Origin of the sequence: Stenotrophomonas sp. TWI700 (assembly GCF_039673645.1) — a bacterium.
Taxonomy (GTDB): Bacteria; Pseudomonadota; Gammaproteobacteria; order Xanthomonadales; family Xanthomonadaceae; genus Stenotrophomonas; species Stenotrophomonas maltophilia_AA.
This window is the reverse complement of sequence record NZ_JBDJMB010000016.1, coordinates 1-24,161: the sequence shown is the minus strand read 5'-3', so window position 1 is coordinate 24,161 and position 24,161 is coordinate 1. Positions and strand designations below refer to the sequence as shown.

Here is a 24,161-nt window from a genome sequence, read left to right as displayed (position 1 = left end):
GGAACGCCCCACGCGGTGCGCGGGGCAGGGATCAGGCGTCGGGAGGCGCGTGGCCGGGGTTGAGCCGCAGCGAAGGTTCCAGCCGCTGCCGCCGCAGCGCATCGGACGGCCACAACGGGACCAGGGCCGTCCAGGCGGTACGCCGCTGACGCAGGGGCACGCCGACATGGCCGAGTTCGGGATCGGGGCCGGACTCGGCGGCCGGCAAGGGCTCTACCGCCGGGAGTTCGGGCAGCGGCGTATCCGGGGCGGTCGCCGTCGGCGAGAGGTCCCAGGCGAGCGAGGTCTTTGCCGGCGCGTTGCCTGGCTCAGCGCCGACCGGCGTTCCGCTCAGCCCGCGGCACGCCAGCAGCACCACGCAGAGCGTGGCCCACAGGGCGAGAGCACCAAGAAGAGAGCGGTGGGCGGACACGGGCTACCGGACAGGCGCGACCGGTTGGCCGCAATGCCTATCGTAATAGGAACAATTCGCGTTTTCAAAACGCCGGCGTTCAGCCCGGGTCAGTCGCGGTCGTCGCGGGCCCAGACGGCGTCGTGTTCCCGCTTGACCGGGAACTTCGCCACCGGTGAGTAGGCCGGGGCGCACAGCGCGGCTCCGTCGCGGATGTCGAAGCGGGCCCCGTGCAGGACGCACTCGATGCTGGCCTCGCCGGTATCGAAGGTGCCCGAGGACAGCTCGAACTCGTCGTGGGTGCACTGGTCTTCCAGCGCGTACAGCTCGCCGTCCAGGTTGAACACCACGATCGGCGTGCCGGTCACTTCATCGAAGGTGCTCTTCATTTCGCCGGGCAGCAGCTCGGCGCTGGCGCAGACGAAGGTCCAGGTTTCGCTCACGCGGGCACCACCAGCGGCTTTTCCAGGATCTCGAAGCGCAGATCGTCGCGCTTGGGAATGCCGAAGCGCTCGTCGCCGTAGGGAAAGGGCTTCTTGATCCCCGTGCGCTGGTAGCCCCGGCGCTCATAGAAGGCGATCAGCTCGTCGCGGATGTCGATCACCGTCATCTGCATGACCGATACCCCCCACTCGCGTGCGGCGTGGGCCTCGGCCGCCAGCATCACCTGCTTGCCGATGCCGCCGCCCTGCTGGGCCGGATCCACCGAGAACATGCCGAAGTAGCCCTTGCCGTGGTCATCGGCCACGTGCGCGCAGGCCAGCAGCTGGCCATCGCGCTCGGCGAGCAGGATGGTGCTGCGCGGGCGCTCGAGGTCAGCCTGCAGGCCCTGCGCGTCGATGCGGGCGCCATCGAGGATGTCGGCCTCGGTGGTCCAGCCGGCGCGGCTGGCATCGCCCCGGTAGGCGGAGGTGACAAGGGTGATCAGGGCGGGGATGTCGGCCGGCGTGGCGGCGCGGTAGGTCAGGGTCCTCATGCCGACATTCTAGGCGCGGCAGGCCGACACGGGGAGGGGGAGTCGTGCTGCGACAGCCACCCCTGATGGGTGACGGTAGTGCCGAGCCATGCTCGGCAGCCTCCGACATTTCAACCCCCCGTATCCAATCACCACGCACCACTAACCGAACGATAAAAAAGAAACGTCAGAGAATACCTACATTCTGAGACGCAGTTATCGAAATTTACAGCGCCGCTTGTAAGAATCATTAAAATACGCCCGACATTTTGATGAAGCGCTTGACCCATCGCGCAGCGTCATTCATAACTGCGCAACATCGGGTCGCCGGTATCCGCGCTGTTGATTACAGAAATGTATCCGCATCAGCGAAGTCCCAAGATGTCCCCCGCACCGCTCAGGTTTCCATCCAGGAAGGAAGGAGTACAGGGATGTTGAGTTTGATCATGGCTGGTGGCCGCCACGTGTCGTGGCTGCTGATCGTCTGCGCCGCGCTCCCGCTTGTCGCGCACGCGCAAGAGGTCGAGAAGAAGTGGACCAGCATGGCGTCATTCGGTCAGACGCGCAGCACGGAGAAGGCGGTCCAGGCCGATATTGAGAAAGCGTTTGAATCCTACCAGGCTGCGGGGCCGTTCAGCTGGTACGTCAAGAGCCAGGCATTCGATTGGCAACTACAGCGCCACCGGCCAGTCGCTGCAACAGGCCATCTGGCTGGACAGCTATCTGGTTGCGCTGATCAGTTCGCCAAGTGCTGGCGTGCCGGAAGTGGCGTACATCCAGCCGGATCACCTGGGCACGCCGCGCGTAGTGATCGACCCGGTGCGTGATGTTGCGATCTGGGAGTGGAGCAGCAAAAGCGAGGTGTTTGGCAATCAGGCGCCCAATGCCGATCCTGACGGTGATGGCGTGGCCTTCGACCTGGCGTTACGCTTCCCGGGGCAGTAGGCGACCGCTGCCAGTGGGATGTTCTACAACTACCAGCGGGAGTACGATCCTGCGGTGGGGCGGTATTCGCAGAGTGATCCGATCGGTCTTGTTGGCGGCATTAGTCTATATGTCTACGGATCGGCAACTCCGACTCTGCGAGTCGATCCTGAGGGTCTTCTGGATGTCTGGGTGTGGATGCCCCTTCCGTACGAAGGGGGGATTCCAAGCTATGGGAAGCTGCACTCATCTTTTGGCCACGTTTCATCTACGGCCGCGGGTATTAATTACTCATTTGGGCCGGGCGGAAATTTGGAGTGCTGAAAAGGAGGCTGCAGTAGGTGCGTGCCTGGCGAGAGCGCAGGGAAAGTACAGTGTGCTAACGAATAACTGCGCAACACCAATACAAAACTGCTTGCGTGAAAATGGTTTCAAGATGCCGCCAAACAATCTTGTGCTTCCGGAGTCGCTTAATCACTTCATGTGGTGGATGTTCGATAGTTCAACAGTTGTTCCTGTCGAGAAATGGACATGCATAGAGTGATGATAATGGGTATGACTATGGTGGTGGTTCTTGTGATGGGCTGCGCGCGGCCCTCGGAAGAACTCGTGCCTAGCGGCACAGTCTATGTTTATGATAATTCTGAAGGTGGGGAGCTCTTGGGGGTGGCCGATGGCCCGATGGCCATTGTTGGATATGTCTATCCTGATAAGACAAATTACGTTGTAAAAGTCTGTTTTCGGGGCAGAGTTGGCTACGTGCGGGATGGGCCAAAATCTATCCGAAGGGTCGGGTCGAATCGGAGATCTCACTGCTGATGCCGATGGCGATTTCCTCAGTTCGCCCGCAGCGCTTGGTCGCGTGCGTCAGATTACTCAGGGAAGTTCTACCTGTGTCCGGATGGCGATGCTGGTCGATGGGTCCTGCACGATGAAGAACTGGGCCTTGTTTACAGCAGAGTAACGTTCTGAGTGGGCTGCCTCCATTGAAGTCATGATGCCGCGCCAAGCGCGGGGCGTATCGCGAAATAAGAAAATATAGGCCGACGATGTTGCTGAGCGCCTGTGCTCGGTGCGCCGCCACACCGGACCCATTGAAAAGATGCGCGCACCCAACGCGATTGGAATGGCGCGATGAATCGACCAACGATAGTTCATTGAAATACTGCGTTGGCGCACGCCTTCAGGCGCGCCTACGATGGTTTGGCTGCCTTTAAAACACGGTAGGTGACGCAATCGCATCGCTTACATCGGGGCACTGGCGAAGCGTCGCGTGGTGCTGCTATTCCCTTCTGTTCCTCTGGTGCCTTATCGATGAAACGGTACTCGCTGCTGTGTCTGTTGTTGCCTGCCCTGGTCGCGTGCCAGAACGACCCGCCCAGCAATTCTGTCTACCTGTCTGCCGATGAAAAGGCGGGGGTGCTCGCGATGGCGAAGACCGATGACCTGGCGGCGATCAAGCGCTTGATCGCCCATTACGAAGCCGGCCCTGCCGAAGCGGTGGCGGTGGAAAACTGGCGGGCGCGGGCACGCAAGCTGGGCGACCCGCAGGAGCTGTACCACCACGCGGCGCGTCGTTTCGCGCAGGCGCAGGAGGAGGCCGATCCGGAGCAGCGCGCGGCATTTCTTGCAGAGGCACTGGGCGCAGCGCAGCAGTCGCATGCCGGCAGTGGCGATCCGTCAACGATGCTGTTGGTCGGGCAGATCGAGCGTGCGCAGGAGCAGGACGCAGTGCCGAGGCCCTCACCCGACGTGAATCGAAGCTAATAACCAATGGGTTGTCTGCGCAGGCGATGGCGCAGCAACGCCGGTCGTGCAGCGTGGCGCCAATGCAGAACACCGCGATCTCTCGCGGCGTTCTGCAGAGTCCAGCCCGGTGCCGCAGGCTCAGCCCAGCAGCTTGCGCACCTTGTTCAGCGCCACGATGAAGCGTTCGATTTCTTCATGCGTGTTGTAGAACGCCAGCGACGCACGGCAGGTCGCGGCGACGCCGTAGTACTGCAGCAGCGGGTGCGCGCAGTGCTGGCCGGAGCGGACCGCGACGCCTTCCAGATCGAGCAGGGTGGCCAGGTCGTGCGAATGCGCGCCGTCCACCAGGAAGGAGACCACCGCCGCTTTGTCCGGCGTGGTGCCGAAGATGCGCAGGCCGTCGATTTTGTTCAGCTCTTCCGTGAAGTGCGCCAGCAGCTCGCCTTCGCGGGCTTCCACGTGCTCCAGGCCCAGCGACTCCAGGTAGTCCACCGCCACGCCCAGTCCGATGAAGCCGGCGATGTTCGGGGTGCCGGCTTCGAACTTGTGCGGGGCATCGTTGAACACGGTGCCCTCGAAGCTGACTTCCTTGATCATCTCGCCCCCGCCGAGGAACGGCGGCATGGCATCCAGGTGCTCGCGCCTGGCCCACAGCGCACCGGTGCCGGTCGGGCCGCACATCTTGTGGCCGGTGATGGCGTAGAAGTCGCAGCCGATCGCGGGGATGTCGACCTTGCGGTGCGGTACAGCCTGCGAGCCGTCGACCACGGTGATGATGCCGCGCTTGCGGGCCTCGCGGCAGATCTCGCGGACCGGGTTGACCGTGCCCAGCACGTTGGACACGTGGGCGACCGCGAGCAGCTTGACTTCGGGGGTCATGGCCCTGCGCAGCGCGTCCAGGTCCAGCGCGCCGTCCGGGGTGATCTCGGCCACGCGGATGGTCGCGCCGGTGCGCTGGGCGACCAGCTGCCACGGCACGATGTTGGCATGGTGCTCCATGCGCGAGACCAGGATGACATCCCCGGCCTTCAGCCGCGGCAGCGCCCACGAATACGCGACCAGGTTGATCGCGAAGGTGGTGCCGCTGCACAGCACCAGCTCGCTGGCGCGCACGTTGAGGAAGCGCGCCAGCTTGTTGCGCGCGCCCTCGTAGGCATCGGTCGCTTCGGTGCCCAGCGCATGCACCGCGCGGCTGACGTTGGCGTTGTAGCGGCGGTAGAACTCGTCCACCGCGCCGATCACCTGCACCGGCTTCTGGCCGGTGTTGGCGTTGTCGAAGTACACCAGCGGCTTGCCATGCACTTCGCGCATCAACAGCGGGAAGTCCAGGCGCACGCGATCCCAGTCGGGCGCGGCGCCGGTATCGGCGACCGGGCGCGGCGTGGACAGGTTCATGCGACGCCCGCCAGGGCCAGCGCTCGGGTGAGCTGGGCGGTGAGCTGCTCGGTCAGGCGTGCGTCGAGGACGTTCAGCGGTTCATGGCAGAACGCCGCGCTCAGCAGCTGCTGCGCGCGATCGGCCGGCAGGCCGCGCGAGCGCAGGTAGAACAGCGCATTCGCATCGAGCTGGCCGACCGTGGCGCCGTGCGCGGCCTTGACCTCGTCGGCATCGATCACCAGCGTGGGCTGGGTGTCGATCTCGGCATCCGCGGAAAGCAGCAGGTTCTTGTTGGACAGGTTGGCGTCGGTGCCATCGGCACCTTCGCGGATGTGGATGCCACCGTGGAAAACCACGCGGCTGCGGTTGGCCGCCACGCCACGCCAGACCATTTCCGAGCTCGTATCGCGCGCGATGTGTTCGATGCCCAGGCGGGTGTCGACATGGCGACGGCCGTTGCCGAGCAGCACGCCGTTGGCGGTCAGCTGGGCGTTGTCGCCTTCCAGGCGGACGTTGAGCTCATGGCGGCTCAGCGCGGCGCCCAGCTCCAGATCGACGCGGCGGTACTGCGCGTTGCGGGCCAGCACGGCGTCGGTGCGCAGCAGCGAGGTGGCGCGGGTGGCATCGGCCTGCACGCGGGCATGCGAGAGCACGGCGTCCTGCGCGAGGTGGACGTGCACCAGGGTGTTGTCCAGGTGCGCGGCATCCCCGACATGCAGGTGATGCTCGACCACGCCCAGCGCGGCACCGCTGCGCAGTTCGATCAGGTGGCGGTGGTGCCAGGACAGATCGGTATCGCCGGCCACGCTGATGAAGACCAGCTGCAGCGGCGCTTCGACCTGCACGCCTTCCTCCACGCGCAGCAGCACGCCTTCATCGGCAAGCGCGGCGTTGAGGCGGGCGAACACTTCCTCGCTGCGCTCGAATCGGCGGCCAAGGAAGCGCGCGGCTTCATCGCCGGCGGCCAGCGCCGAGGACAGCGTGGCCAGCTGTACGCCGGCCGGCACCGCCGCGACATCGCTCAGCGCGCCGGACGGACGGCCGTTGACGAACACCAGCCGCGGCGACGGAATGTCGGCCAGCAGGGCGGCATCGATCACGGCCGGGGCGAGCGGCGCGGGCTGGAAGCTGCGGCGCTCCAGTTGGCGCAGCGAGGTGTATTTCCAGGCTTCGGTACGCGGGCCGGGCAGGCCGGCCTGCAGGGCGGCGTCCAGCTCGGCGCGACGTGCATCGCTGCCGCAGAAGCCGCTGGCGAGGGAATCGAGCAGGGCGCTCATCAGACCGCTGCCTCCGGCACCACGCGGTCCTTCAGGAAGTGGTAGCCGTGGGCTTCCAGTTCCAGGGCCAGTTCCGGGCCGCCGCTCTGCACGATCCTGCCGTCGGCCAGCACATGCACCACGTCCGGCTTGATGTAGTCGAGCAGGCGCTGGTAATGGGTGATCACGATGAACGAACGGTCCGGCGAACGCAGCGCGTTGACGCCGTCGGCCACGCTCTTGAGCGCATCGATGTCCAGGCCGGAGTCGGTTTCATCCAGGATCGCCAGCTTCGGCTCGAGCACGGCCAGCTGGAAGATTTCGTTGCGCTTCTTCTCGCCACCGGAGAAGCCTTCGTTGACACCACGGTGCAGCAGCTCGTCCTTCAGGTGCAGCACGGCCAGCTTCTGGCGGACCAGCTTGAGGAACTGCATCGAATCCAGCTCTTCCTCGCCGCGCGCCTTGCGCTGGGCGTTGAGCGCGGCGCGCAGGAAGTAGGTGTTGTTCACGCCGGGGATTTCCACCGGGTACTGGAAGGCGAGGAACAGGCCGGCGGCGGCGCGTTCTTCCGGGGCCAGATCGAGCAGATCCCTGCCTTCGAACTGCACGCTGCCTTCGCTGACGTCATAGCCTTCGCGGCCGGCCAGGACATTGCCCAAGGTGGACTTGCCGGCGCCGTTGGGGCCCATGATGGCGTGTACCTGGCCCGGCTTCACGTCGAGCGAGAGGCCCTTCAGGATGTCTTTTTCGCCGATGCGTGCGTGGAGGTTGTCGATCTTCAACATGTCGATAATCGTCTTGTCAGATAGGGGAACTGGAGGCAGCGCGACTCAGAGGTCGTATTCGCTGCGCTCGAGGAATTCGTTGCGCAGGTAAGCGGTACGCGTGGTGGTCAATGCCGCCTTGGCGCCGGAATACAGCATCGGGTACATCGAGCCGTACAGGAAACGCGGATTCTCATCCGCGCCCACCGGGTAGCGCGCTTCCAGGTCGGCGTCACGCAGCTGCACCCACAGCCGCTGTGCCGCTTTCACCTTCGCCAGCGCCACGGGCTCGCCGGCAAGCCGGGTCACGATCTGGCGGTAGACGGCATTCAATTCGGCATCGGCCTTCCTGAATTCCTGATCGGCGCAGGCATTGAGTTCGAGCTGATTGCCGCCGGGATTGCACACCACGTCCTGCGCGAACGCCGGTGCCGCCGCGCACAGCAGCACGGCCAGGGTGAGCAGGCGCTTCATCCGACCGAGCCTTCCAGGCTGACGTCCAGCAGCTTCTTGGCTTCCACCGCGAACTCCATCGGCAGCTCGCGGAAGACCTGCTTGCAGAAACCGTCGACGATCATCGAGACCGCGTTTTCCTGGTCGATGCCGCGGGCGCGGCAATAGAACAGCTGGTCGTCGGAGATCTTGGACGTGGTGGCTTCGTGCTCGACCGTCGCGCTGGGATTCTTCACCTCGATATAGGGGAAGGTGTGCGCGCCGGACTTCTTGCCGATCAGCAGCGAATCGCACTGGGTGTAGTTGCGCGCACCCTCGGCGCCGCGCTCCATCTTGACCAGGCCGCGGTAGGTGTTCTGCCCGTGGCCCGCGCTGATGCCCTTGCTGACGATCTTGCTCTTGGTGCGCTTGCCGATGTGGATCATCTTGGTGCCGGTATCGGCCTGCTGACGGTGGTGGGTCAGCGCGACCGAGTGGAACTCGCCGACCGAATCATCGCCAAGCAGCACGCAGGACGGGTACTTCCAGGTGATCGCCGAGCCGGTCTCGACCTGGGTCCAGGTGACCTTGCTGCGCGCGCCACGGCATTCGGCACGCTTGGTGACGAAATTGTAGATGCCGCCCACGCCGTTCTCATCGCCCGGGTACCAGTTCTGCACCGTCGAGTACTTGATCTCGGCATCTTCCAGCGCGACGAGTTCGACCACCGCGGCGTGCAGCTGGTTCTCATCGCGCATCGGCGCGGTGCAGCCTTCCAGGTAGGACACGTACGCCTTGTCCTCGCAGATGATCAGCGTGCGCTCGAACTGGCCGGTATGGCCGGCGTTGATGCGGAAGTAGGTGCTCAGCTCCATCGGGCAACGCACGCCCTTGGGGATGAACACGAAGCTGCCATCGGAGAACACCGCCGAGTTGAGCGCGGCGAAGTAGTTGTCGCCGACCGGGACCACGGTCCCCAGGTACTGCTTGACCAGCTCCGGGTGCTCCTTGATCGCTTCGGACATGGAGCAGAAGATCACGCCCTTCTCGGCCAGTTCCTTGCGGAACGTGGTGCCGACCGAGACCGAATCGAACACCGCATCCACGGCCACGCCGGCCAGCCTGGCGCGCTCATGCAGCGGCACGCCGAGCTTGTCGTAGGTGTCCAGCAGTTCCTTGGGCACATCGTCCAGCGAGGCGTACTTCGGGCCCTTCGGCGCGGAGTAATAGCTCAGCGCCTGCAGATCGATCTGGGCGATCTGCAGCTTGGCCCAGTCCGGCATCGGCATGGTCAGGAAGTGGCGGTAGGCATCCAGGCGCCACTGCGTCATCCATTCCGGCTCTTCCTTCTTGGCCGAGAGGGCACGGATGGTGTCCTCGTCCAGGCCGGGCGGCAACGAGTCCGATTCGATGTCCGTGATGAAGCCCGCCGAATACTTGCGGCCGAGCTGCTCATGGATCTCGCGGTTGGGGGTATCGCCGGTGGCGACGGTATCAAGGGTATCGGTGGCCATGGGGGCTGCCTGATCAGGAGACGACATCCGCCGCGATCGCGCGGCGGTGGGCGTCAACAAGGGGAAGAGGGGGCAGGATCTGCGCCAGGGTGACCGCGCGCAGCGCTTCGGACACCACGTCGTTGATCATCCGCCAGCTGCTGCGCGCGCCACACTGCAGCTCGCGGCCGCACTGGCTGTGGTCGTGGGCGCACTCGGTCAGGCCGAGCGGCCCTTCCATGGCTTCCACGATCTCGAACAGCGTGATCTGGTCCGCCGCGCGGGTCAGCCGGTAGCCGCCGCGGACGCCGCGCAGGCCCTCGACCAGACCGGCCTGGGCCAGCGGCTTGAGCAGTTTGCTGACAGTCGGCGGTTCCAGACGGGCAAACTCGGCCAGTTCAGTCGCACTGAGCACCTCGCCCGGACGGGCGGCGAGCACGGTCAACACAACGGTGGCGTAATCGGTAAGCTTGGTGACGCGGAGCATGGTGGGGTGCAGAACCATAAAGCGGACTGAAATTGTACGCTTTTCTCCGGCGGCATCCAACCCGCCCGTTCAGGCGCCCGCAGGGTGGCCTTGGACGCCTATTGGACCGCATCGCTTTGGCAATCACGAAGATTAAGCGAGAATCGGGACTTCCCACCGCAACGGTCAGCCAGATGCCCAAGAAGATCCAGGCCCGCAAGTCCACCATCCATGGCAATGGCGTGTTCGCGCTGGCGCCGATCAAGAAGGGCGAGCGGGTCATCCAGTACAAGGGTCTGCTGCGCAGCCACGCCGACGTGGATGCCGACGACACCGGGGATGTGGAGAGCGGTCATACCTTCCTGTTCACCCTCAATGACGACTACGTCATCGATGCGAACTACAAGGGCAACGACGCGCGCTGGCTCAACCACAGCTGCGACCCGAACTGCGAGGCCGTGATCGAAGAAGCCGAGGGCGACAACCGGCGCGAGGACAAGGTCTTCATCGAAGCGATCAAGGACATCAAGCCGGGCGATGAGCTGACCTACAACTACGGCATCACGCTGGCCGAGCGTCACACCGCGCGCCTGAAGAAGATCTGGGAATGCCGCTGCGGCTCGAAGAAGTGCACCGGCACGATGCTGCAGCCCAAGCGCTGATCCCGCTGGCAGCCACCGACCGTGGGTCGGTGGCTGCGCCGACACGCTGTGCACATCGTGGTCACCGTCGCCCAATGCGCGCGTGCCCACACTGGGCGCTCCCACTTACTGGAGCCGCTCCATGGCACACGCACTCAACGGCAAGCACATCGCGATCCTCGCTACCGATGGTTTCGAGCAGTCCGAGTTGCAGGAACCCAAGCGCCTGCTGGAATCCTGGGGGGCCTCGGTCAAGGTGATCGCGCCCGGCGACGCCAGCCAGATCCGCGGCTGGAAAGACAAGGACTGGGGTGAGGACGTGAAGGTCGATGCGCCACTGAAGGGCGCCAAGGCCGACGACTACGACGCGCTGGTCCTTCCCGGCGGCGTGATCAATCCCGACAAGCTGCGCATCGACACCGACGCGGTCGCCCTGATCAAGGCATTCGGTGCGGCAGGCAAACCGGTCGCGGCGATCTGCCACGGCCCGTGGCTGCTGGTCGAGTCGGGCCTGGCCAAGGGCCGCAAGGTCACATCCTGGCCTTCGTTGAAGACCGATCTGGGCAACGCCGGCGCCGAATGGACCGATGCCGAGGTTGTCGTGGATGGTGGCCTGATTACCAGCCGCAAGCCGGGCGACATTCCGGCGTTCGCCGATGCGGTGGCCAAGGCGTTGGCCGGTTGAGCGTGTAGGCACCGACCGTTGGTCGGTGCCATCCCGGTTACTTGCCCAGCACCCCGGCCGGCACGAGTGCGCCGAGATCCTGGTTGAAGGTGACCACCAGCTTGCCGTTCTCCACCTGGGCCGACTGCACCTGCAGCGCGCCGAGCAGGGCGCCCACGCTTGGGTCGATCTTGTAGATCGGCTCGCGCTGGGCGTAGTCGGCGAGCCAGGCGTTGAGCAGGCTGCGCGTGCGTGAATCCAGCTTGCCGCCGTTGTTGGCCGGTGTGAAGTCATCCACCGTCGGCTCCTGCAGATGGAAGCCCTGGGTCTGCGCGTCATAGCGCAGGCCGCTGCTGAGTTTCACCTTGCCCAGCGGTGCCGGGCTGCTGCCGGCCGTGGCCATGGCCACATCGAAGCCCAGGTCCAGTCGGCTGCCCTGCGGCAGGGTCAGCTGCGGGTGACTCATCGTCATCGCGATCAATCCACCCAGCGCGTCCTGGGTACGCGGGAAGCTGCCATCGAGATACTGCTGCACATCGGTGGCACCGACCGACAACTGGCGGCCGGAGACGCTGGGTGCGGCCTGCGCGCCAATGGCGGCGGCAAGCAGCACGGTGCAGGCGGCGAGGCGGGACAACAGCGGGCGAACGTTCATGGCGGCAGGCCGTGGGGAATGAGAGCCCAACAATAGCGCGTGCGGCTGAATCCAGCTTTGACGTACGCGCCCGCGGATCAACGTCCTTTCCGCTGCGGTCAGTTCACCACCGGCTGGATCGAGGCGCCATGGATTTCCCAGCCGCTGCCATCCACGCGGGGCTGCAGCCGATACCAGCCCTCGAAGCGCAGCGTGCCGGTTGCCGTGCCGACCCGGATCTGGACCGGCACTTCGCGCAGCCGCGAGGGCGTGGCCGTGTCGCGGGCGATCGGTGCCTGGGTCTTGATGCGCAGCCCGCGGAACCCGGGCAGTGCACGCAGGACCGCATCGTCGGGATGGCCGCCCGGTCCGCCGCCGGTCCAGTGGGCATCGGCGGTGGCGAGGTCGCCCTGCGCCAGGGCGCTGATGTAGCGGTGGACCACCGAGGGCTCATCCAGCGCGTCGGCAGCCACCGCGCTGGGGGCGGCAGCGATCGGCGTGGAGAGGGACGGTGATGGCGACGCGTCCTCGCCCGACGCCTCTGGTGCGGCGGCGTTGTCCGCCGCCACGACGGCATCGGGCGCAGCGGCATGCGGCTGGCAGGAGCAGCCGTGCAGGATCAGCAGCGGCAGTAACAGGACGGCACGGCGCATGCAGGAGTCTCCCCGGAGAGCGCCGAGTGTAGCGCCGCCGCAGGCGCCTGGTTCAGGGCGCGCCCTGGATCGATTCCAGCGCGGCCAGTACCTCCTCCAGCTGTGGCTGCAGCACGGTCAACGGATGGTCGGGTTCGTCGGCGTGGCGCCGGGCGAGATCGCGCAGCAACTGGGTGGCGACGATCGCCGCGGCACGCTCGTCACCGCTGAGCCCGGTAGTGCGCCGCGCGGTTTCTAGCAGGCGCATCCAGTCCTGCTGCGCGCGATGTTCCAGCTCGATGGTGCAGCGCCCGCTGCACTGCAGGCCGTCCTTTTCGATCGGGGTGACGGTGATGCGGTAACGCTGGGAAGAAGAGCTGGCCATGGCTGCCTGCACGGTGGGGACAAGGCCACCATAGGCTGCGATCCGTACCTCGACGACAGGCGCGGTCGCACGCAGTGTTCCACCCTGTGCGTTCCGGTCGGCTCTGCCATGCCGTGGATCGCGGCAGGGCAGGTGTTTCCGTGCGCTTTGCTCCCCCGACGCGTGTTCGGAAACGCTGTGTTTCGCTGCGCACGCCGAGCCCCGCAGCGACCGGCAGGCCCCTCGCAAAATCCAAAAAAAGACGGGACGGCGTGAGCCGTCCCGTCCAGGTGCTGCAGGAAGCGCGCGTGTTAGAGCGCGGCGTCCTTGAGCTTCTTGAGCGGACGCACCTTCAGCTTGGTGGAGGCCGGCTTGGCGGCGAACCACTGCTCTTCCTTGGTGAACGGGTTGATGCCCTTGCGCTTCGGCTTGGCCGGCACGCTGACGGTGGAGATCTTCAGCAGGCCCGGCAGGGTGAAGCTGCCAGCGCCCTTCTTGTGCACCGAAGCGGCGACGGCGCCTTCCAGCGAGGCGAGCACGGCGCGCACGTCCTTGGCGACAACGCCGGACGCTTCAACGATGTGTGCAACCAGACCAGACTTGCTCAGCACTTCCTTGATCGGCTTGGGAGCGGCCGGCTTCGCGGCTGCCTTCGTAGCGACTTTCTTTACTGCCTTCTTCGGGGCAGCCTTCTTAGCGGTCTTTGCCATGGTTTCCTGTTCCGTGAACGGTTGGTTGTTTGGTCGCGCCGAACCCCGTCGGCAAGCGAAATGTAGGGCAACTATGGGGCGCCGCCAATAGGCAAATGCATAAAAATTCGTGTTTTCCACGCCCTTCGTTACCGCAGTGCATCAGGTCATAGCCAAAAAACAGGGTCCGCCCTCGCGGCGGAGGCCATCGGTCATGGACCGTCGCACCCCGACTGTCGCACGAAAACCACTTGAAAACAGCATCCGTATTGAAATCCGATTCAGCTGGGGCGGCGCCTGCCGAGCGCCTGACGGCAGCCAGACACGGTGCTAACGCGGACCGGTCTAGGCTGGCCAGGCCATTCATCCCGCAGGAGATCAACGATGGGTATTTCGCGTCATGCCACCGCGCATTGGGAAGGTGACCTCAAGACAGGCAAGGGACAATTGAGTACGCCCCAGAGCGGCTTGATGGACAAAACCCGCTATGCCTTCAGCAGCCGCTTCGGCGACGAGAAGGGCACCAACCCGGAAGAACTGATCGCCGCCGCGCACGCCGGGTGCTTCACGATGGCATTATCGGCCAAGCTCACCGAGGCCGGTTTCGTGCCGACCTCGCTGGATACCGAAGCCAAGGTCGACCTCTCGATGGAAGGCGGCCCGCAGCTGTCGCAGATCACGTTGAAGGTGAAGGCCGTGGTGCCGAACATCGAGGCCACCCAGTTCCGCGCCATCGCCGATGACGCCAAGCAGAACTGCCCGGTGTCCAAGGCACTCAGCGCGGTACCGATCACGCTCGAGGCCGAGCTGGCCGGCTGATCCGCGCAGATGGATTGGTGCACAGCAGATTGTGATGGGAAAGCGGCGGCCGCATAGTCGCCGCTTTCCTGTTGTGGGGTTTCTGCATGCGTCCGACCGCTCTTGCCGCCCTGATCGCCTGCCTGCTGGCCGGCACCGCGCAGGCCGATGTCCGCCTGCTGACCGCTGCGACGATCCACACCGGCGATCCCGATGCACCGGCCGCCACTGCGCTGGCCTGGGATACCGATACCGGGCGCGTGCTTGCGGTCGGTGACCGGCAGGCGATGCTCACGCTGTATCCACTCGCGGCATTGACCGACGTCGGCCAGGCAACCGTGATTCCGGGCCTGATCGACGCGCATTCCCACCTGATGTTCCTCGGCGGCACCCTGATGCAGGCCGACCTCACCGGCGCGACCAGTACCCGGGACATCGTCGCGCGGCTGCAGCGCTTCGCGGCTGACAATCCCGAGGGCTGGCTGCTGGGCAGCGGCTGGGACCAGAATCGCTGGCCGGACAAACAGTTCCCGACCGTGGCCGATCTCGACGCGGCGTTCCCGGACCGGCCGGTCTGGCTGGGCCGCATCGATGGCCATGCCGGCTGGGGCAACAGCGCGGCACTGCGTGCCGTCGCACGGCAGCCCGGGCAACGCGCGTTGAAGGGCAGCTGGCAACCGGCCGGTGGGCGCATCGTGCGCGATGCCAAGGGGCAACCGAGCGGGGTGTTCGTCGATGAAGCGATGTCGCTCGTGCAGGCCGCGATCCCGGCACCGAGCGAGGCCGCGCGCGAGCAGATGCTGGCCCGCGCCCTGGACAAGGCGGTCAGCCAGGGCCTGACCGGCGTGCACGACATGGGCGTATCGCGCGCTGATCTGGCCCTGATGCGCCGCTTCGCCGATGCCGGCAAGCTGCCTCTGCGCATCGATGCGTATGCCGATGGCAATGGCGATGCCCTGGCGGATCTCTGTGCACAGGGCGCGTACCAGCACGCCGGTGGCCGCCTGGAAATGCGCGGGGTGAAGCTGTTCATGGATGGCGCGCTGGGCAGCCGCGGGGCCGCGCTGTTGGCCGATTACAGCGACGACCCGCACAACCGTGGATTGCTGGTGACCTCACCCGACGACTTTGAAACGGCGGTGCGCAGGGCCGATACCTGTCATGTCCAGGTCGCTACCCATGCGATCGGCGACCGCGGCAACCGGATCGCACTGGACACCTATCAGAAGGTGCTGGGCGAGCGCCGCGGCAGCGACCATCGCTGGCGGATCGAGCATGCGCAGGTGGTCGCGCTGGAGGACATTCCGCGCTTCGCCCAGCTCGGCGTGATCGCCTCCATGCAGCCTACCCACGCCACCTCGGACATGGGCTGGGCGCAGGATCGGGTCGGTCCCGAGCGCATCCTTGGTGCCTATGCGTGGCGACGGATGCTGGCCTCCGGTGCGCGGCTCGCGCTCGGCTCGGATTTTCCGGTCGAGCAGGTCGACCCACGCCTGGGCCTGTACGCCGCGGTAACCCGGCAGGATCGTGCCGGCCAGCCACCGGGGGGCTGGCAGCCCGATCAGCGCCTGACGGCGGCGGAAGCACTGCGGGGTTTCACCGCCGACGCCGCCTGGGCAGGGCATGACGAAGCCCAGGTGGGACGATTGCAGCCGGGACTGCGCGCGGACTTCGTCGTGCTCGACCGCGACCCGCTGAGCGTGCCGCCGGCCGGGCTGGCCGACCTGCAGGTGCGCTCGACCTGGGTCGATGGCGCACCGGTATACGAGGCGGCGCGCTGAGGCGCGGCGGGTTTACCAGTCCAGCGTGCCGCGGATGACGGTCTGCACCTGGCCGCCGGACCAGACGTCACCATGATCGTCGATGCGCAGGGTCAGGCGTGCATCGTGGCCGACTTCCCGGCCCTGGCTGACCACGTACCCGTGCGCGGTGCCCGGCAGCGCGTCGCGGCTGTCCAGCCAGGCGGCGAGCACGGCATTGGCCGCACCGGACGCGGCATCTTCAAAGCGACGGCCATTGCCGACGAAGGCGCGGACCGCGAGATCCCAGGCCTGGCCCTGGCTGCGCGCATAGGCGAACACACCCATGCTGTCGGTCGCCTCGGCCAGCGTTGCCACGGCGTCCCACTCCGGGGTGAGCGCGCGCAGGGCGGCTTCGTCAGCCAGTTCCACCACCCACCAGCTGCGGCCACCGGCCATGCGCGCCGGCGGCAGGCTGCCCAGCGACCAACCGGCCAGGACGGCCTGCAGGCGGGGATCGGCGGCGGTGGTCACTTCGGCCACGGCCGCGCGCGGGGTGCGGATCGCGATGGTGCGGGCCTCACCGGTGCCGTCCACGCGCAGCGGCAGGGCCCCGGCGATGCCGTCCTGGATCAGCACGCCCTCCACCGGCGCGGCCAGGCCCAGTTCCAGCACCGCATGGGCGGTGCCCACGCTCGGATGGCCGGCGAACGGCACTTCCTTCTGCGGACTGAACATGCGGATGCCGTAGCTGGCGCCCGGGGCCTGCGGCGGGAACACGAAGGTGGTCTCGGGCAGCCGGGTCCAGCGGGCGATGGCCTGCATCGCCGCCTCGTCCAGGCCCTGCGCATCGAGCACCACGGCCAACGGGTTGCCGGCGCCGGGGTAGGGCGAGAACACATCCAGCTGCAGGAAACGACGGGAGGTCATGGCGGTACGCTCGACGAAAACGGGCGGGCAGCTTACCAACCGGCGCCCCCTCCCGGGCCGTGTACGGCGGCGCGTGGACCGGTGTCGGCACAAATCCGGCCCGCCGGGGCCGCCCGGGCCCTGCAACGGCCGGGCTTGGCATAGAATCGGGGGTTCGGCCCGGCGTGCCGGGCGATCCCCCTCACTACCCAAACCTCCACCTCCATGTCAGCTTCCCCCCTTGTCGATCGCTGGATCGTACTGAAGTTCGGCGGCACCTCCGTGTCGCGTCGTCACCGCTGGGACACCATCGGCAAACTGGCGAAAAAACGGGCGGAAGAGACGGGCTCGCGCGTGCTGGTGGTGGTGTCGGCGTTGTCCGGGGTGACCAATGAACTCACCGCGATCGCCGATGGCGCCGCCGACAGCCGCGACCGCGTCGCCGCGCTGGTCGCGCGCCACCGTGAATTCCTGACCGAACTCGAGCTGGACGCCACCGCGCTGGACGTCCGCCTGGCCGCGCTTTCCGGGCTGCTGGACGATCCGCGCGCCGCCGGGCGGCCGCTGGAGTGGCAGGCCGAGGTGCTGGGCCAGGGCGAGCTGCTGTCCTCGACCGTTGGCGCCGCCTACCTGCGCGCCAGCGGCCTGGATTTCGGCTGGATGGACGCGCGCGAATGGCTTGATGCGCTGCCGCCGCAGCCCAGCCAGAGCGAGTGGTCGCAGCGCCTGTCGGTGAATTGCCAGTGGCGTGCCGAGACCGACTGGGCCACGCGTTTCCGCGCCCAGCCGACCCGCATGCTGATCACCCAGGGCTTCATTTCCCGCCACGCCGATGGTGGCACCGCCATCCTCGGTCGCGGTGGTTCGGATACGTCCGCGGCGTACTTCGGTGCACTGCTCGGCGCGAGCCGCGTGGAGATCTGGACCGATGTGCCGGGCATGTTCAGCGCCAACCCGAAGGACGTGCCGGATGCGCGCCTGCTGACCCGCCTGGACTACTACGAAGCGCAGGAAATCGCGACCACCGGCGCCAAGGTGCTGCACCCGCGCTCGATCAAGCCGTGCCGCGATGCCGGCGTGCCGATGGCGATCCTGGATACCGAACGCCCCGAGCTGCCGGGCACCAGCATCGATGGCAACGCCGCGGCGGTGCCGGGCGTGAAGGCGATCAGCCGCCGCAACGGCATCGTGCTGGTCTCGATGGAAGGCATCGGCATGTGGCAGCAGGTCGGCTTCCTGGCCGACGTGTTCGGGCTGTTCAAGAAGCATGGCCTCTCCGTCGACCTGATCGGTTCGGCCGAAACCAACGTGACCGTCTCGCTGGACCCGTCCGAAAACCTGGTCAGCACCGATGTGCTGGCCGCGCTGTCAGCCGACCTGTCGCAGATCTGCAAGGTCAAGATCATCGTGCCGTGCGCGGCGATCACCCTGGTCGGCCGCGGCATGCGCTCGATGCTGCACAAGCTCTCGGACGTGTGGGCCACCTTCGGCCGCGAACGCGTGCACATGATTTCGCAGTCGTCCAACGACTTGAACCTGACCTTCGTCATCGACGAGGCCGATGCGGATGGGCTGCTGCCGATCCTGCACGCCGAGCTGATCGACAGCGGCGCGATGCCGGTGGAAGAGGGCGAAGTGTTCGGCCCGCGCTGGCGTGAAATCGCGGGCACCATCCGCCCGCGCGAAACCGCCTGGTGGCGCGGCCAGCGCGAGCACCTGCTGACCCTCGCCCAGGCCGGTACGCCGCGTTACGTGTACAACCTGGCCACGGTGCGGGCGCGTGCGCGCGCGCTGAACGCGATCAAGGCCATCGACCAGCGCTACTACGCGATCAAGGCCAACTCGCACCCGGCCATCCTGGAAGTGCTGGAGCAGGAAGGCTTCGGCCTGGAGTGCGTCTCGCACGGCGAGCTCAAGCACGTGTTCAACACGCTGCCGACGCTGTCGCCCAAGCGCGTGCTGTTCACACCGAGCTTCGCGCCGCACGCCGAGTACGATGCCGCGTTCGCGCTGGGCGTGACCGTCACCCTGGACAACGTGGAAGCGCTGCAGCGCTGGCCGGAACTGTTCAGCAACCGCGAGCTGTGGCTGCGCGTGGACCTGGGCCGTGGCGAAGGCCACCATGCCAAGGTCCGCACCGGTGGCAAGGACTCCAAGTTCGGCCTGCCGATCGCCCGCGTGGATGAGTTCGTGCGCATCGCCGGCGAGCTGGGCACCCGCGTGGTCGGCCTGCATGCGCACCTGGGCAGCGGCGTGGAAACCGCGCAGCACTGGCGCCTGATGTGCGATGAACTGGCCGGGTTCGCCCGCCGCATCGGCAGCGTCGAGACCATCGACATCGGCGGTGGCCTGCCGATCCCGTACAGCGCCGATGACGAGCCGTTCGATCTGGAGGCCTGGGCCGTTGGCCTGGCCGAAGTGAAGGCGGTGCACCCCGCGTTCCGGCTGGCGATCGAGCCGGGTCGTTACCTGGTGGCCGAGTCCGGCGTGCTGCTGGCGCGGGCCACCCAGGTGGTCGAGAAGGACGGCATCCGCCGTGTCGGCCTGGATGCGGGCATGAACACGCTGATGCGTCCGGCCCTGTACGACGCCTGGCATGACATCGAGAACCTGAGCCGCCTGAGCGGCTACTCCGAAGCGATGTTCGATGTGGTCGGGCCGATCTGCGAATCCAGCGATGTGTTCGGCAAGCGCCGCCGCCTGCCGGCCTCGACCGCGCCGGAGGATGTGATGCTGATCGCCGACGCGGGCGCGTACGGCTACGTCATGGCCAATACCTACAACCAGCGCGAGCTGCCGCGCGAGGACGTCATCGATGATGGCCCTTGACCGCTGCCTGTCGCCTTTCAAACCGGATACACCATGACTGCTTTTGATAAACACCAGGTTGCCGTCTTCCGCTTCGTCCGCTGCGAATTCGCCGCGGACACCGGCGTGGCGCAGCTGGTCTACGCCTTCGATGACGGCCCGGAGCTGATCGAGACGGTCACCATCCCGGGCGCGCCGTTCGTGCTCGAGGGTGACCGCGCCGAGGCGGTGCAGCGCGCCCTGCGCCTGCTGCACCTGATCGCCGGCGTGAGCTACTACAAGGCCGGCGTGCCCGAGCAGGTGCGCATCGACAGCTACACGATCGATGCGGCGACCGCGGCGCTGGTCGAGACCGTGTACCTCAACGGCCTGGGCGAATTCGCCTACCGCAATGGCCTGAACCTGCGTGGCCGCTTCCGCCTGCCGGTGGAGGGCGAGGCCTTCGCGGCGCCGGCACTGGGCCTGCGCGAACACGCGCTGGTCGCCATCGGCGGCGGCAAGGATTCGCTGGTCAGCATCGAAGCGCTGCGCAGCCTGGGCATCGCCGAAACGGTCACGTGGATCGGCGGCTCGCAGCTGATCCGCGCCTGCGCCGAGCGCACCGGCCTGCCGATCCTCAACATCGGCCGCACGCTGGCCCCGGAGCTGTTCGAGCTCAACCGCCAGGGCGCCTGGAACGGCCATATCCCGGTCACCGCGGTGAACTCGGCGATCATGGTGCTGGCCGCGCTGCTGCAGGGCGTGGACCAGGTGGTGTTCTCCAACGAGCGCTCGGCCAGTTATGGCAGCCAGATTCCGGGCACGGGCGAGGTCAATCACCAGTGGTCGAAGGGCTGGGCGTTCGAGCAGGCCTTCGGCGAGCATCTGGAACGGCACGTCGCCGCGGACCTGCACTATTACTCGCTGCTGCGCCCGCTCTCGGAGCTGGCGGTGGCGCGTCAGTTCGCCAAAAGCGATGTCTACGACGCGCATTTCTCCAGCTGCAACCGCAATTTCCACATCCTGGGCGAGCGCCCGGTGAACCGCTGGTGCGGCGTCTGCCCGAAGTGCCACTTCGTGTTCCTGGCGCTGGCCCCGTTCATGCCGAAGATGCGCCTGGTCGGCATCTTCGGCCGCAACCTGCTCGACGATATCGAGCAGGCCCCGGGCTTCGATGCACTTCTGGAATTCCAGGACCACAAACCGTTCGAGTGCGTGGGCGAAGGCCGCGAATCGCGCGCCGCGATGGCGACCCTGGCCGCGCGACCGGAATGGAATGAAGACGCGCTGGTGAAGCGCTTCGTCCACGAGATCCGCCCGCAGCTGGAGGCCACCGAACTGCAGATCGAGCCGCTGCTGGCGCTGGAAGGCGAACACCGCATCCCGCCGGCGATCTGGGAGCGTCTGCGTGCGAATTTCGCAGCTTGAAGGCAAGCGCGTTGCGTTGTGGGGATGGGGACGCGAGGGACGCGCGGCGTTCCGCGTCCTGCAGCAGCGGCTGCCGTCGCTGCCGCTGACCCTGTTCTGCCCGGAGGCCGAGGCTGCCGGTGCGCACGAGGAAACCCACGGCGCGCTGACGGTCCGTTCGGATGTCAGCGGCGAGGCACTGGCCGCGTTCGAGGTGGTGATCAAGTCGCCGGGCATCAGCCCGTATGGCGAAGCTGCGTTGCACGCCACGGCGCAGGGCACGCAGTTCATCGGCGGTACCTCGCTGTGGTTCGCCGAACAGGCCGCCGCCGACGGCATCGTGCACGACACCGTGTGCGTGACCGGCACCAAGGGCAAGAGCACCACTACCGCGCTGCTGGCGCATCTGCTGCGCGCCTCGGGCGCGCGCACCGGGCTGATCGGCAACATCGGCCTGCCGCTGCTGGAAGTGCTGGACCCGCAGCCGGCGCCGCGGTACTGGGCGGTGGAGCTGTCCAGTTACCAGACCGGTGAGGTCGCGCGCAGTGGCGCGCACCCGCAGGTCGCCATCGTGCTGAACCTGTTCCCCGAGCACCTGGACTGGCACGGCAGCGAGGCACGCTACATCGAGGACAAGCTGCGGCTGGTCACCGAGGCCGCGCCGCGGATCGCGGTGCTCAACGCCGCCGACCCGCACCTGGCAGGGGTGTCGCTGCCTGAGAGCGAGGTCATCTGGTTCAACCAGCCGCAGGGCTGGCATATGCGTGGCGATGTCGTGCATCGCGGTGAGCAGGCGGTGTTCGACACCTCACATACGCCGCTGCCGGGCCGGCACAACCGCGGCAACCTGTGCGCGGTGCTGGCCGCGATCGAGGCCTTGGGCCTGGACGCGGTGGGGCTGGCCCCGGCGGTGCAGGATTTCCGCCCGCTGCCCAACCGCCTGCAGACGATCGGCATGCGCGACGGCATCACCTTCGTCAACGATTCGATCAGCACCACGCCGCACGCGAGCCTGGCCGCGCTGGAGTGCTTCGCCGGGCGACGCATCGCGCTGCTCGTCGGTGGACATGATCGTGGCCTGGATTGGCACGACTTCGTCGCGCACATGGCGCACGACGTGCCGCCGGTGGAGATCGTCACGATGGGGGCCAACGGGCCACGCATCCACGCGCTGCTGCAGCCACTGGCCGATGCGGGCCGCTTCGGGCTGCATGCCGCTGTTGACCTGCCCGAGGCCATGGACCTGGCCGGCAAGGCGCTGGGCGGGCAGGGCGGGGTGGTGTTGCTGTCCCCGGGAGCGCCGAGCTATGGCGTATACCGCGACTACGTCGCCCGTGGCCGCCACTTCGCTGAACTGGCCGGCTTCGATCCGGACCAGATCACGGCGATCCCGGGCATCGGGATCGCCTGAGTCGCGTCAGACCTCTTCCTCATCGATGAAGGCGTAGTCGTTTTCGATGAGCTGCTGCAGGTAGGCATCGAAGCTCGGCGCGATCACCCGGTAGCTGTCGGGGTCGTGCAGATAGCGCAGCACCTGGCCGATCGTGCCACCGGGGGCGGGATCGAAATCCAGATACAGCATCGAGCTGCCGCCGTTGTTCATGCAGTGCGAGAAGCACAGGCGCTTGCCCATCGGCAGGTCGGCATCGATGCCGTCGCCGAGAATCTCGGGGTCTTCCTCCAGCCATTCCTCGTAGATCGAGCGGATGCTGTCATCCCACTGCGCGCTGTCCTCGAAGACCTGGTCCACCGAGCGCAGGTAGTACGGGTAATGCCCCTCTTCGACGTCCGAGCCCAGCATCAACACCACGACCTCGCCACCCGGGTATGGGCGGAAATGCGTGCCATCGACCCGCGCCAGCAGTGCGAGCAGGCTCTCGGGCACCTGCGGCCAGCGCTCGCGCAGGCGCGCCAGGTCGGCGGCGCTGGCCCCTTCGACCCAGGCCCACATCCGCGCATCGTCTTCGGGCAGGCGCGGCACCAGGCCGGACAGGAAACGGTCGACAAGGCTCATGAAGTGTTCCGTAAACAGGGCCGGCCAGCCTGCCATAACAGGGACGGAGGTAGTTAATTCAATAACAGGGACGGAGGTGGTTAATTCACATGAGGCGCGGCTTACCCGGGCGCGGCCGGTCTGCCGGATCACGGGGGGCACACGGACCCGGCGCTTCTACACGGTCCCGTCAACCGGCCGTCATACACTCGGGGCTCTTTCTGTCGGGAGCAGACGCATGAACAGGCAATGGCGGTGGGGTGCGGCGGTGCTGTTGGGGATGACGGCGCTGCCCGCGCTGGCGGCGATGCAGGCCAAGCCGGTGGAGTGGACCCAGGATGGCACCACCTTCAGTGGCGTGCTGGTCTACGACGACGGTGACAACGACAAGCGTCCGGGGCTGGTGATGGTGCCCAACTGGAAGGGCGTCAACGACTCGGCCATCGCCAAGGCCAAGCAGCTGGCCGGCGACGACTACGTGGTGCTGGTCGCCGATGTGTACGGCAAGGGCGTGCGCCCGAAGACCGATGCCGAGGCCGGGCCGGTGGCGACCAAGCTGCGCAATGACCGTCCGGTGCTGCGGGCGCGTGCGCTGAAGGCGATCGAGGTGCTCAAGGCCCAGGCAGGGAAGGCGCCGTTGGATGCCAGTCGGATCGGCGCGGTCGGCTTCTGCTTCGGCGGCACGACCGTGCTCGAGATGGCGCGCGCCGGTGCGCCGCTGGCCGGTGTGGTCAGCCTGCATGGCGGGCTGGGCTCGCCGCTGCCGGCCAAGGCCGGTGGCACGCATCCGTCCGTGCTGGTGCTCAATGGCGCCGACGACAAAAGCGTGAGCAAGGAGGACATCGCCAGCTTCGAGCAGGAAATGAACGCGGCCAAGGTCGACTGGGAATTCACCAATTACAGCGGCGCGGTGCACTGCTTCGCCGAATCGGACGCCAACAGCCCGCCGGGCTGCGTGTACAACCCGCGTGCCGCCAAGCGTGCGTGGAAGGCACTGGATGAGTTCTTCGACGAGCGGTTCGAGACGCGCTGAGACGCGGGGTATCGGCCAGCGCTCGGTGGGTAGTGCCGGCCGCTGGCCGGCAGCCCTGCGGAGC

The 24,161-nt window shown here is 66.7% G+C and carries 25 protein-coding genes and 1 pseudogene; 10 read left to right on the top strand and 16 right to left on the bottom strand.

Translation table 11 applies throughout. The annotated features are described in order from the left end of the window. Positions 1-31: 31 nt before the first annotated feature. From ABE473_RS12400 to ABE473_RS12390, 3 genes are all read right to left on the bottom strand, one after another. Positions 32-412 (bottom strand): hypothetical protein, encoded by a 381-nt coding sequence (locus ABE473_RS12400; RefSeq protein ID WP_346489688.1) that lies wholly within the window; start codon positions 410-412, stop codon positions 32-34. Between the two features lie 89 nt (positions 413-501). Beyond that, a complete protein-coding gene (locus ABE473_RS12395; RefSeq protein ID WP_176990811.1) occupies positions 502-834 on the bottom strand; it encodes a non-heme iron oxygenase ferredoxin subunit in 333 nt (110 codons plus the stop codon). Continuing rightward, positions 831-1,367, bottom strand: a complete 537-nt coding sequence (locus ABE473_RS12390; protein WP_346489687.1) for a GNAT family N-acetyltransferase — start codon at positions 1,365-1,367, stop codon at positions 831-833. Before ABE473_RS12390 ends, ABE473_RS12395 begins: the two co-directional genes overlap by 4 nt. A 642-nt stretch (positions 1,368-2,009) precedes the next feature. Here ABE473_RS12390 and ABE473_RS12385 point away from each other — a divergent pair. Next, a pseudogene (locus ABE473_RS12385) lies at positions 2,010-2,456 on the top strand (RHS repeat-associated core domain-containing protein); the annotation flags it as partial. A gap of 690 nt (positions 2,457-3,146) precedes the next feature. Here ABE473_RS12385 and ABE473_RS12380 read toward each other — a convergent pair. Next, the gene (locus ABE473_RS12380) at positions 3,147-3,512 is read right to left on the bottom strand and encodes a hypothetical protein (protein ID WP_346489686.1); all 366 of its coding nucleotides are present in this window, start codon (positions 3,510-3,512) and stop codon (positions 3,147-3,149) included. Positions 3,513-3,584: 72 nt separating this feature from the next. On the opposite strand from ABE473_RS12380, the gene ABE473_RS12375 reads away from it, so the two are divergent. After that, positions 3,585-4,037, top strand: a complete 453-nt coding sequence (locus ABE473_RS12375) for a hypothetical protein (protein ID WP_346489685.1) — start codon at positions 3,585-3,587, stop codon at positions 4,035-4,037. Between the two features lie 120 nt (positions 4,038-4,157). On the opposite strand, the gene ABE473_RS12370 is transcribed toward ABE473_RS12375, so the two are convergent. From ABE473_RS12370 to ABE473_RS12345, 6 genes are read right to left on the bottom strand one after another with little or no spacing between them, the layout of a single operon-like run. Next, entirely contained in the window at positions 4,158-5,414 is a 1,257-nt protein-coding gene (locus ABE473_RS12370) for a cysteine desulfurase (protein ID WP_346489684.1), read from the bottom strand. Next, the gene (gene sufD, locus ABE473_RS12365) at positions 5,411-6,673 is read right to left on the bottom strand and encodes a Fe-S cluster assembly protein SufD (RefSeq protein WP_346489683.1); all 1,263 of its coding nucleotides are present in this window, start codon (positions 6,671-6,673) and stop codon (positions 5,411-5,413) included. The genes ABE473_RS12370 and sufD overlap by 4 nt, the downstream gene beginning before the upstream one ends. Next, positions 6,673-7,437: a Fe-S cluster assembly ATPase SufC gene (sufC, locus tag ABE473_RS12360; RefSeq protein WP_319207732.1), complete on the bottom strand. Its 765-nt coding sequence runs from the start codon at positions 7,435-7,437 to the stop codon at positions 6,673-6,675. Before sufC ends, sufD begins: the two co-directional genes overlap by 1 nt. A 45-nt stretch (positions 7,438-7,482) precedes the next feature. Then, positions 7,483-7,890: a lysozyme inhibitor LprI family protein gene (locus ABE473_RS12355; protein ID WP_319207730.1), complete on the bottom strand. Its 408-nt coding sequence runs from the start codon at positions 7,888-7,890 to the stop codon at positions 7,483-7,485. Then, the gene (sufB, locus tag ABE473_RS12350; protein ID WP_176990805.1) at positions 7,887-9,362 is read right to left on the bottom strand and encodes a Fe-S cluster assembly protein SufB; all 1,476 of its coding nucleotides are present in this window, start codon (positions 9,360-9,362) and stop codon (positions 7,887-7,889) included. Before sufB ends, ABE473_RS12355 begins: the two co-directional genes overlap by 4 nt. Before the next feature lie 13 nt (positions 9,363-9,375). Further along, positions 9,376-9,828, bottom strand: coding sequence for an SUF system Fe-S cluster assembly regulator (locus tag ABE473_RS12345; RefSeq protein ID WP_026070170.1), 453 nt, complete (start codon positions 9,826-9,828; stop codon positions 9,376-9,378). Positions 9,829-10,001: 173 nt separating this feature from the next. Here ABE473_RS12345 and ABE473_RS12340 point away from each other — a divergent pair, with 173 nt between their 5' ends. Both ABE473_RS12340 and ABE473_RS12335 read left to right on the top strand, forming a co-directional pair. Next, positions 10,002-10,469 carry an SET domain-containing protein-lysine N-methyltransferase gene (locus ABE473_RS12340; RefSeq protein WP_176990804.1) on the top strand — a complete coding sequence of 156 codons (468 nt, stop codon included), beginning with the start codon at positions 10,002-10,004 and terminating at the stop codon, positions 10,467-10,469. Between the two features lie 121 nt (positions 10,470-10,590). Further along, complete coding sequence (locus tag ABE473_RS12335) at positions 10,591-11,133, top strand: type 1 glutamine amidotransferase domain-containing protein (protein ID WP_346489682.1); 543 nt, start codon at positions 10,591-10,593, stop codon at positions 11,131-11,133. 37 nt (positions 11,134-11,170) lie between these two features. Here the strand turns inward: ABE473_RS12335 and ABE473_RS12330 are convergent, their stop codons facing one another. The 4 genes from ABE473_RS12330 to ABE473_RS12315 all read right to left on the bottom strand — a co-directional run bounded on the left by ABE473_RS12330 (position 11,171) and on the right by ABE473_RS12315 (position 13,452). Continuing rightward, positions 11,171-11,767 (bottom strand): DUF1439 domain-containing protein, encoded by a 597-nt coding sequence (locus ABE473_RS12330; RefSeq protein ID WP_346489681.1) that lies wholly within the window; start codon positions 11,765-11,767, stop codon positions 11,171-11,173. Positions 11,768-11,865: 98 nt separating this feature from the next. Then, positions 11,866-12,399: a hypothetical protein gene (locus tag ABE473_RS12325; protein ID WP_346489680.1), complete on the bottom strand. Its 534-nt coding sequence runs from the start codon at positions 12,397-12,399 to the stop codon at positions 11,866-11,868. A 52-nt stretch (positions 12,400-12,451) separates the two neighbouring features. Further along, entirely contained in the window at positions 12,452-12,763 is a 312-nt protein-coding gene (locus ABE473_RS12320) for a DUF3861 family protein (protein WP_346489679.1), read from the bottom strand. 290 nt (positions 12,764-13,053) lie between these two features. Next, on the bottom strand, positions 13,054-13,452 hold the full coding sequence (locus ABE473_RS12315) for an HU family DNA-binding protein (RefSeq protein WP_019185677.1): 399 nt from the start codon (positions 13,450-13,452) through the stop codon (positions 13,054-13,056). 363 nt (positions 13,453-13,815) lie between these two features. Between ABE473_RS12315 and ABE473_RS12310 the strand changes: the two genes are divergently transcribed. Continuing rightward, positions 13,816-14,250: an OsmC family protein gene (locus ABE473_RS12310; protein WP_176990800.1), complete on the top strand. Its 435-nt coding sequence runs from the start codon at positions 13,816-13,818 to the stop codon at positions 14,248-14,250. A gap of 86 nt (positions 14,251-14,336) precedes the next feature. Beyond that, on the top strand, positions 14,337-16,010 hold the full coding sequence (locus ABE473_RS12305) for an amidohydrolase (RefSeq protein ID WP_346489678.1): 1,674 nt from the start codon (positions 14,337-14,339) through the stop codon (positions 16,008-16,010). Between the two features lie 12 nt (positions 16,011-16,022). On the opposite strand, the gene ABE473_RS12300 is transcribed toward ABE473_RS12305, so the two are convergent. Continuing rightward, on the bottom strand, positions 16,023-16,898 hold the full coding sequence (locus tag ABE473_RS12300; RefSeq protein ID WP_346489677.1) for a PhzF family phenazine biosynthesis protein: 876 nt from the start codon (positions 16,896-16,898) through the stop codon (positions 16,023-16,025). A 204-nt stretch (positions 16,899-17,102) separates the two neighbouring features. On the opposite strand from ABE473_RS12300, the gene ABE473_RS12295 reads away from it, so the two are divergent. The 3 genes from ABE473_RS12295 to murD are packed head-to-tail and all read left to right on the top strand — an operon-like array spanning position 17,103 to position 22,482. Further along, positions 17,103-19,706 carry a bifunctional aspartate kinase/diaminopimelate decarboxylase gene (locus tag ABE473_RS12295; RefSeq protein ID WP_346489676.1) on the top strand — a complete coding sequence of 868 codons (2,604 nt, stop codon included), beginning with the start codon at positions 17,103-17,105 and terminating at the stop codon, positions 19,704-19,706. A gap of 33 nt (positions 19,707-19,739) precedes the next feature. Further along, entirely contained in the window at positions 19,740-21,092 is a 1,353-nt protein-coding gene (gene murL, locus ABE473_RS12290; protein ID WP_346489675.1) for a UDP-N-acetyl-alpha-D-muramoyl-L-alanyl-L-glutamate epimerase, read from the top strand. Continuing rightward, positions 21,073-22,482 (top strand): UDP-N-acetylmuramoyl-L-alanine--D-glutamate ligase, encoded by a 1,410-nt coding sequence (gene murD, locus ABE473_RS12285; RefSeq protein WP_346489674.1) that lies wholly within the window; start codon positions 21,073-21,075, stop codon positions 22,480-22,482. The genes murL and murD overlap by 20 nt, the downstream gene beginning before the upstream one ends. Before the next feature lie 6 nt (positions 22,483-22,488). On the opposite strand, the gene ABE473_RS12280 is transcribed toward murD, so the two are convergent. Beyond that, the gene (locus ABE473_RS12280; RefSeq protein ID WP_346489673.1) at positions 22,489-23,085 is read right to left on the bottom strand and encodes an SMI1/KNR4 family protein; all 597 of its coding nucleotides are present in this window, start codon (positions 23,083-23,085) and stop codon (positions 22,489-22,491) included. A 217-nt stretch (positions 23,086-23,302) separates the two neighbouring features. On the opposite strand from ABE473_RS12280, the gene ABE473_RS12275 reads away from it, so the two are divergent. Then, positions 23,303-24,097 carry a dienelactone hydrolase family protein gene (locus ABE473_RS12275; RefSeq protein ID WP_346489672.1) on the top strand — a complete coding sequence of 265 codons (795 nt, stop codon included), beginning with the start codon at positions 23,303-23,305 and terminating at the stop codon, positions 24,095-24,097. Positions 24,098-24,161: the final 64 nt, after the last annotated feature.

What these genes read in the sequence shown, in the direction of transcription:
- ABE473_RS12390 (WP_346489687.1), bottom strand. Translation starts at nt 1,367, where the DNA reads ATGAGGACCCTGACCTACCGCGCCGCCACGCCGGCCGACATCCCCGCC.
- ABE473_RS12380 (WP_346489686.1), bottom strand. Translation starts at nt 3,512, where the DNA reads ATGCGATTGCGTCACCTACCGTGTTTTAAAGGCAGCCAAACCATCGTA.
- ABE473_RS12375 (WP_346489685.1), top strand. Translation starts at nt 3,585, where the DNA reads ATGAAACGGTACTCGCTGCTGTGTCTGTTGTTGCCTGCCCTGGTCGCG.
- ABE473_RS12370 (WP_346489684.1), bottom strand. Translation starts at nt 5,414, where the DNA reads ATGAACCTGTCCACGCCGCGCCCGGTCGCCGATACCGGCGCCGCGCCC.
- sufD (WP_346489683.1), bottom strand. Translation starts at nt 6,673, where the DNA reads ATGAGCGCCCTGCTCGATTCCCTCGCCAGCGGCTTCTGCGGCAGCGAT.
- sufC (WP_319207732.1), bottom strand. Translation starts at nt 7,437, where the DNA reads ATGTTGAAGATCGACAACCTCCACGCACGCATCGGCGAAAAAGACATC.
- ABE473_RS12355 (WP_319207730.1), bottom strand. Translation starts at nt 7,890, where the DNA reads ATGAAGCGCCTGCTCACCCTGGCCGTGCTGCTGTGCGCGGCGGCACCG.
- sufB (WP_176990805.1), bottom strand. Translation starts at nt 9,362, where the DNA reads ATGGCCACCGATACCCTTGATACCGTCGCCACCGGCGATACCCCCAAC.
- ABE473_RS12345 (WP_026070170.1), bottom strand. Translation starts at nt 9,828, where the DNA reads ATGCTCCGCGTCACCAAGCTTACCGATTACGCCACCGTTGTGTTGACC.
- ABE473_RS12340 (WP_176990804.1), top strand. Translation starts at nt 10,002, where the DNA reads ATGCCCAAGAAGATCCAGGCCCGCAAGTCCACCATCCATGGCAATGGC.
- ABE473_RS12335 (WP_346489682.1), top strand. Translation starts at nt 10,591, where the DNA reads ATGGCACACGCACTCAACGGCAAGCACATCGCGATCCTCGCTACCGAT.
- ABE473_RS12330 (WP_346489681.1), bottom strand. Translation starts at nt 11,767, where the DNA reads ATGAACGTTCGCCCGCTGTTGTCCCGCCTCGCCGCCTGCACCGTGCTG.
- ABE473_RS12325 (WP_346489680.1), bottom strand. Translation starts at nt 12,399, where the DNA reads ATGCGCCGTGCCGTCCTGTTACTGCCGCTGCTGATCCTGCACGGCTGC.
- ABE473_RS12320 (WP_346489679.1), bottom strand. Translation starts at nt 12,763, where the DNA reads ATGGCCAGCTCTTCTTCCCAGCGTTACCGCATCACCGTCACCCCGATC.
- ABE473_RS12315 (WP_019185677.1), bottom strand. Translation starts at nt 13,452, where the DNA reads ATGGCAAAGACCGCTAAGAAGGCTGCCCCGAAGAAGGCAGTAAAGAAA.
- ABE473_RS12310 (WP_176990800.1), top strand. Translation starts at nt 13,816, where the DNA reads ATGGGTATTTCGCGTCATGCCACCGCGCATTGGGAAGGTGACCTCAAG.
- ABE473_RS12305 (WP_346489678.1), top strand. Translation starts at nt 14,337, where the DNA reads ATGCGTCCGACCGCTCTTGCCGCCCTGATCGCCTGCCTGCTGGCCGGC.
- ABE473_RS12300 (WP_346489677.1), bottom strand. Translation starts at nt 16,898, where the DNA reads ATGACCTCCCGTCGTTTCCTGCAGCTGGATGTGTTCTCGCCCTACCCC.
- ABE473_RS12295 (WP_346489676.1), top strand. Translation starts at nt 17,103, where the DNA reads ATGTCAGCTTCCCCCCTTGTCGATCGCTGGATCGTACTGAAGTTCGGC.
- murL (WP_346489675.1), top strand. Translation starts at nt 19,740, where the DNA reads ATGACTGCTTTTGATAAACACCAGGTTGCCGTCTTCCGCTTCGTCCGC.
- ABE473_RS12280 (WP_346489673.1), bottom strand. Translation starts at nt 23,085, where the DNA reads ATGAGCCTTGTCGACCGTTTCCTGTCCGGCCTGGTGCCGCGCCTGCCC.
- ABE473_RS12275 (WP_346489672.1), top strand. Translation starts at nt 23,303, where the DNA reads ATGAACAGGCAATGGCGGTGGGGTGCGGCGGTGCTGTTGGGGATGACG.